Below are 5,279 nucleotides of genomic sequence, written 5' to 3'. Positions count from 1 at the left end.
CGGCGAGCGGCGAGCGGCGAGCGGCGAGCGGCGAGCGGCGAGCGGCGAGCGGCGAGCGGCGAGCGGCGAGCGGCGAGCGGCGAGCGGCGAGCGGCCAGCGGCCAGCGGCCAGCGGCCAGCGGCCAGCGGCCAGCGGCGTGACGGTCGGGCTGTTCGGGCCGTTCGGGCCGTTCGGCGGCGCTCCTCTGGGCGGGCATGAACGGCGGTGGGCCCCTGCGCGTCCCCGTCGGGCACGACGCCGAGCGCTGGACCACCTTTCGTAGTGAGAAGACCCTGGTCGTAGCGGCTCGCACGGTGACGTCGACCGTGCGTGTCCTGGAGTGTCTGCCGGCCTTGCTGCGCGGCGACGGCCGGGTGAGCGTCGTCTTCGCGTACGACGGCACTTCCGCCTTCAACGACGGAGTCCTCGATCTGCTGCACGCCGCCGGCTGCCGGGTCATGCCGTGGGATCAGCTCGGCCGGATCACGCCCGACCTGATCGTCTCGGCGAGCGAGAACATCGACGTGCCCGACGGCGCGTGCCCGGTCCTCGTCCTGCCGCACGGCATCGGCTTCCAGAAGTTCGTGCCGGACTCACGCTCGACGCGGGACCGCCTCTCCGGTGCCGTACCGGACAGGCTGCTCGAAGCGGGCCGGGCCTGGCTGGCCCTCTCCCATCCGGCCCAGGAGGAGCAGCTGGTCGCCGCCCATCCGAAGGCAGCGGGGCGCACGCTGCTCGTCGGCGACCCGGTCTACGACGAACTGCGCGCCGGCGCGGGGCGGGCAGCCGCGTACCGACGCGCGCTCGGCCTGCGCGAGGACCAGCATCTGGTGGTGCTCAGCTCGACCTGGGGACAGACCTCACTGCTCGGCCGGACGCCCGATCTCCCGGCGCGGCTGCTTGCCGCGCTGCCCTGCGACGAGTATCGGGTGGCCGCCATCGTGCACCCCAACGTCTGGGCGGCGCACGGCAGTTGGCAGATCCGGAACGTGCAGGCGGCCGCCGCTCTGGAGGCGGGCCTGCTGCTGGTTCCGCCGGTGGGCGCGTGGCAGTCGGTGCTCGTCGCGGCATCGGCCGTCGTCGGCGATCACGGTTCGGTGACGCTGTACGGGGCGGCGCTCGGCAAGCCCGTCCTGCTCGGTGCGTTCGGCCACGACTCCGTGCCGGGCACGGCGATCGCGGAACTCGGCCGTACCGCGCCCCGGTTCGACCCGCACGGCGATCTGTACGCCCAATTGCGGCACGCGCTCCATCCTCCCGCCCCGGGGCGGTACGCCGCCGTGGCCGACCAGGCCTTCGCCGAACCGGGTCTCGCACTCGCCAGGTTGCGGACCGCGGTGTACGGGCTGATGAAGCTGCCGGAGCCGCGAACCGCACCGCCCGCCCCGTCGCCGCCACCGCGCCCCGAACCGGCGGCCGACGTCGTCACGTCCTGGACGGTGACCACATCGGTGATCCGGGACCAGGAATCCGCGACCGTCGTCGTGCGACGCCATCCGGCCGCCGTCGGCGACACGGCAGGCGAAGAGCCCGGCACGTTCACGCACCTGGCCTGCGACGACGCCGAGCGGGACACCCGGCTGACCGAGAGCGCGTCGGTACTGCTGCACCGCGCCCCGGCCGCGACGACCGCCGAAGCGATCAACTGGGCGCACGACACCCTCGACCGCCACCCCGGCGCACTGCTCGCCGCGACGACGCTGTCCGGCGGCGGCTGCCTGGCCGCTCTCCGGGACGGGCGTCTCGTGGAGGCATCGATGACCGGCCCACCGTCGGGCCCCGGCCTCGCAGCCGCCGCCGTCTACACCTGCCTGCGCGCGGCACTTCCCCTGACAGACACCACCGCGACGCTACGGATCGGCGACGCACGCGAGGAAGACATCGCCTTCCGTATCCGACCCCAGGCGACAACCACTCCGCGCGGTTAAGCCGCACGCCTGACCTCCAACACACGTCAGGCGCCCGCCCAGTGAAGGCGCCGCCGACCGCACCACCCTCCGAGCACAGCCTCGCAACCGCGATGCTACGAATCGACGACGCACGCCGCGAGGAAGACATCACCCTCTGCATCCGCCCCCGGACGACCACTCCCCTCGGTTAAGCGGCGCGCCGGGGCGGCCGGAGATCCTGTCCGCTGCAGGTGTCCGACAGCCTCGTCCGCCACACCTCACACATCCCTCTCACCGGACATCCGCCCCAGCCAACGCCTCAACTCCCCTGCCTCCGGGTTGCCTTCGGACTCGTAGATCTCCGCCGCCCTCAGCACCAGAGCGCGGCGCCGCGCCGTGTCCTCCTCGCGGGCCTCCAGGATCCTGGCCATGGCCACCCTCGCCTCTGCCTCGTAGTGGAACGCCTCCAGCGCGCGCAGGGCCCCCGCCGCGTCCTCCAAGGCGGCGATCGCCTCGTCGGTCCTGCCGTGTCGTTCGTGCACCGCGGCGATGGCGATCAGGACGCGCGCCGCCATCCTCGGGTCCTCGCAGGCCGTCAGCGCCCGGTGTGCCTCCCGCAGCGTGTCCAGGGCGGCGGCGTGATCGCCGTGGGCGGCCTGTGCGTGGCCCAGGAAGTACGTCGCTATCGCCGCGCCCCGCAACTCCCTTCCCTGGAGGTTGAGTTCGAGGGACTTCCGGTACGCCGCCATGGCCCGGGGCAGGTCGGTGCGCTCCCAGAGGCGTCCGGCGAACTCCAGGGCGGAGGCGTGCACCACGGGGTGCGCCGACACCTCGGCGCAGGCCACGGCCTTCTCCAGTTCGACGCGGGCCGCCTCGTGCTCGCCGAGGCTCATCAGCGGGCGCGAGAGCAAGCTGCGCAGCCTCGCCTCGGCCGCGGGGACCGGCGTGGCGTCCGCCACCGCGGCCGCCACGCCCAGCTCCAGGGACTCCTTCCAGGCGGCGAGATGCCGGTGGTGGAGGAAGAGCACCGTGAACGCCTCGGAGAGCTGCCACACCTGCGTGAACAGGCCCTCGTCGAAGGCCGTGCGCAACACTTCGAGGATGTTGGGGTGTTCGGCCTCGAGCCAGTCGAGCGGGGCCGGTGAGCCGTCGGCGGCGAAGGGGTCGGGCGCGTCCGCCAGGAGGTCGGCGAGGTCGGCGATGCGCAGCCGGTCGGCTCTGACGGCCCGGTCGGCGAACGCGGTCAGGGCGAGATAGTGCGTCACCATGCGCTCGACCGCCGCGCGCAGCGTGCCCCGCGTCTCCTCCCGGGCCGCGCACTCGCGCGCGTGCAGGCGTACGAGATCGTGGAAGCGGTAGCGGCCGTCCTCGGTCAGGTCGAGGAGCCGCACCTCCTCCAAGGCGTCGAGGAGGGAGCGGGCGGTGTCCGTGCCGAGCCCGGCGGTGGCAGCCGCGGCCCCCGCGTCGAACGACCCTCCCGGCAGGCAGGACGCGAGCCGGTACATCCGGGACGCCTCCGGCGACAGCTCCCGATAGGTGAGATCGAACACCGCGGTCACGGAACGCTCCTTCCCCACTGCCATCCCCGCCAACCGGCTGCTCTCGTCGGCCAGTTCGCGGGCAAGGCGCGTCATGGTCAGCCGCGGCCCTGCGAGCAGTCGGGCGGCGAGCACGCTGAGCGCCTCGGGGAGACCCGCGCACAGTTCGACCAGGTGCCGGGCCGCCTCCTCCTCGTCCGTCACGGCATCGTCGCCGCACAGCTCGGCCAGCAACTCGAGGCCGCTGCCGTGGCCGAAGGGTTCCACGGGCAGCAACCTGGCCCCGGAGACGGCGAGTTCACCGAGGCGGGCGTGGCTGGTGGCCAGTACGACGCTGCCGGGCCCCTTGGGGATCAGCGACCGCACCTGGGCCGGGTGGCTGACGTTCTCGAAGACCATCAGTAACCGGCGCGGCGCCGAATGCGACCGGAACAGCGCGACGCGGTCCTCGTACATCGCGGGAATGTACGACTCCCCGATCCCGATCGCGAGCAGGCACTTGCGCGCGGCCTCGGACACGTCGCCGCCGCCCGAAGGCCCGCCGAGCGAGGCGAAGTCGACGTAGATCTGCCCGTCGGGGAAGAGTGCGCGCCCCTGCTCGGCCCAGTGGCAGACCATCGACGTCTTGCCGACCCCGCGCAGACCGTAGAGGAGCCCGAGACCGACTCGGGCCCGGCTCCGCTCCGAGCGTTCCGCGCCGAACCAGCCGTCGAGCCGTGCGATGTCGTCCCGCCGATTGACGAAGCTCCCCAGGACGGGCGGGACTTGGTCCGGTGTGACGTGCGGTCCGGGATCCTGTGCCTGCTGGACGTTGAACGTGATGCCTCCGTGCACCTGCCCGGCCTGGACGACGGGCCCGTGCACGACGCCGGACAGGTCGTTGTGCGTGTGCGTCGCCGAAGGCTCCGGCCCGTTCGGCACGTCAGGCTCTTCGCTCGCCATCCAGGGTTCCCCCTCGCTCCGTGCTCAGGGCGCCTTCCCCCAAGCATCACTTGTGCCACCGTAGAGAGCGATCTTCGTCCTGGCGAGGCGGCCCCGCACTGGCGCGTGCGGCGCGGGTCAGTAAGTTGATGCCATGAACGACAAGCTCACCGTAAGCGTCCTCGGCACCGGCATCATGGGGGCCGCGATGGCCCGCAACCTCACCCGCGCCGGGCATCACGTCCGGGCCTGGAACCGCAGCCGCGCCAAGGCCGAACCGCTGGCCGCCGACGGCGCGTTCGTCGCCGACACCCCCGCCGACGCGGTGCGGGGCGCAGACGTCGTCCTCACCATGCTGTACGACGGCGCCTCCGCCCTGGAGGTCATGCGCGAGGCGGTCCCGGGTCTGCGCCCCGGCACGGTGTGGGTGCAGTCGACGACCGCGGGCATCGAGGCCATCGGCGACCTCGCCGGCTTCGCCCAGAGCCATCAACTCCCCTTCTACGACGCCCCCGTGCTCGGCACCCGGCAGCCGGCGGAGGCCGGAAAGCTCCTTGTCCTGGCCGCCGGTCCGGTCGAGGAGAGGGACGTGGTGACCCCCGTCTTCGACGCCGTCGGAGCCCGGACCGTGTGGACCGGTGACGACGGGGCGGCGGGCAGCGCGACGCGGCTCAAGCTGGTGGCCAACAGCTGGGTCATCGCGGCGACCAACGCGACGGGCGAGGCCCTCGCCCTGTCCCGGGCGCTCGGCGTGGACCCGCAGGACTTCTTCGACGTCATCGCGGGCGGCCCGCTCGACATGGGCTATCTGCACGCCAAGGCCGATCTCATCCTGGGCGACCGGCTGACGCCCCCCGCCTTCGGGGTGGGGCCCGGGGGGGTGGGCGCCCCCCGGAGCGGGGTGGGCGGCGAGGGGCGCGGCGGGCCCCGCGCCGGGGGCGCGGCGGGGCG

The 5,279-nt window shown here is 73.4% G+C and carries 4 protein-coding genes; 2 read left to right on the top strand and 2 right to left on the bottom strand.

Translation table 11 applies throughout. The annotated features are described in order from the left end of the window. On the bottom strand, positions 1-197 hold a 197-nt coding region (locus tag ACFWY6_RS43945), incomplete at its 3' end, for a hypothetical protein (RefSeq protein ID WP_384703098.1). Between ACFWY6_RS43945 and ACFWY6_RS43940 the strand changes: the two genes are divergently transcribed. Then, entirely contained in the window at positions 196-1,908 is a 1,713-nt protein-coding gene (locus tag ACFWY6_RS43940) for a hypothetical protein (RefSeq protein WP_384703095.1), read from the top strand. The two genes, ACFWY6_RS43945 and ACFWY6_RS43940, sit on opposite strands and share 2 nt — an antisense overlap. A gap of 239 nt (positions 1,909-2,147) precedes the next feature. On the opposite strand, the gene ACFWY6_RS43935 is transcribed toward ACFWY6_RS43940, so the two are convergent. After that, the gene (locus ACFWY6_RS43935; RefSeq protein WP_384703092.1) at positions 2,148-4,349 is read right to left on the bottom strand and encodes a hypothetical protein; all 2,202 of its coding nucleotides are present in this window, start codon (positions 4,347-4,349) and stop codon (positions 2,148-2,150) included. A gap of 133 nt (positions 4,350-4,482) precedes the next feature. On the opposite strand from ACFWY6_RS43935, the gene ACFWY6_RS43930 reads away from it, so the two are divergent. Further along, positions 4,483-5,279: NAD(P)-dependent oxidoreductase (locus tag ACFWY6_RS43930; RefSeq protein ID WP_384703089.1), on the top strand; the 797-nt coding region annotated here is incomplete at its 3' end.

Source organism: Streptomyces sp. NPDC059037 (assembly GCF_042740015.1).
In the GTDB taxonomy this organism is placed as follows: domain Bacteria; phylum Actinomycetota; class Actinomycetes; order Streptomycetales; family Streptomycetaceae; genus Streptomyces.
Note: the sequence above shows the minus strand (reverse complement) of the source record. Positions and strands in the feature narration are given on the sequence as shown.

Excerpts from the sequence above, each read along its gene's own strand:
- ACFWY6_RS43940 (WP_384703095.1), top strand. The coding sequence starts at position 196 with ATGAACGGCGGTGGGCCCCTGCGCGTCCCCGTCGGGCACGACGCCGAG.
- ACFWY6_RS43935 (WP_384703092.1), bottom strand. The coding sequence starts at position 4,349 with ATGGCGAGCGAAGAGCCTGACGTGCCGAACGGGCCGGAGCCTTCGGCG.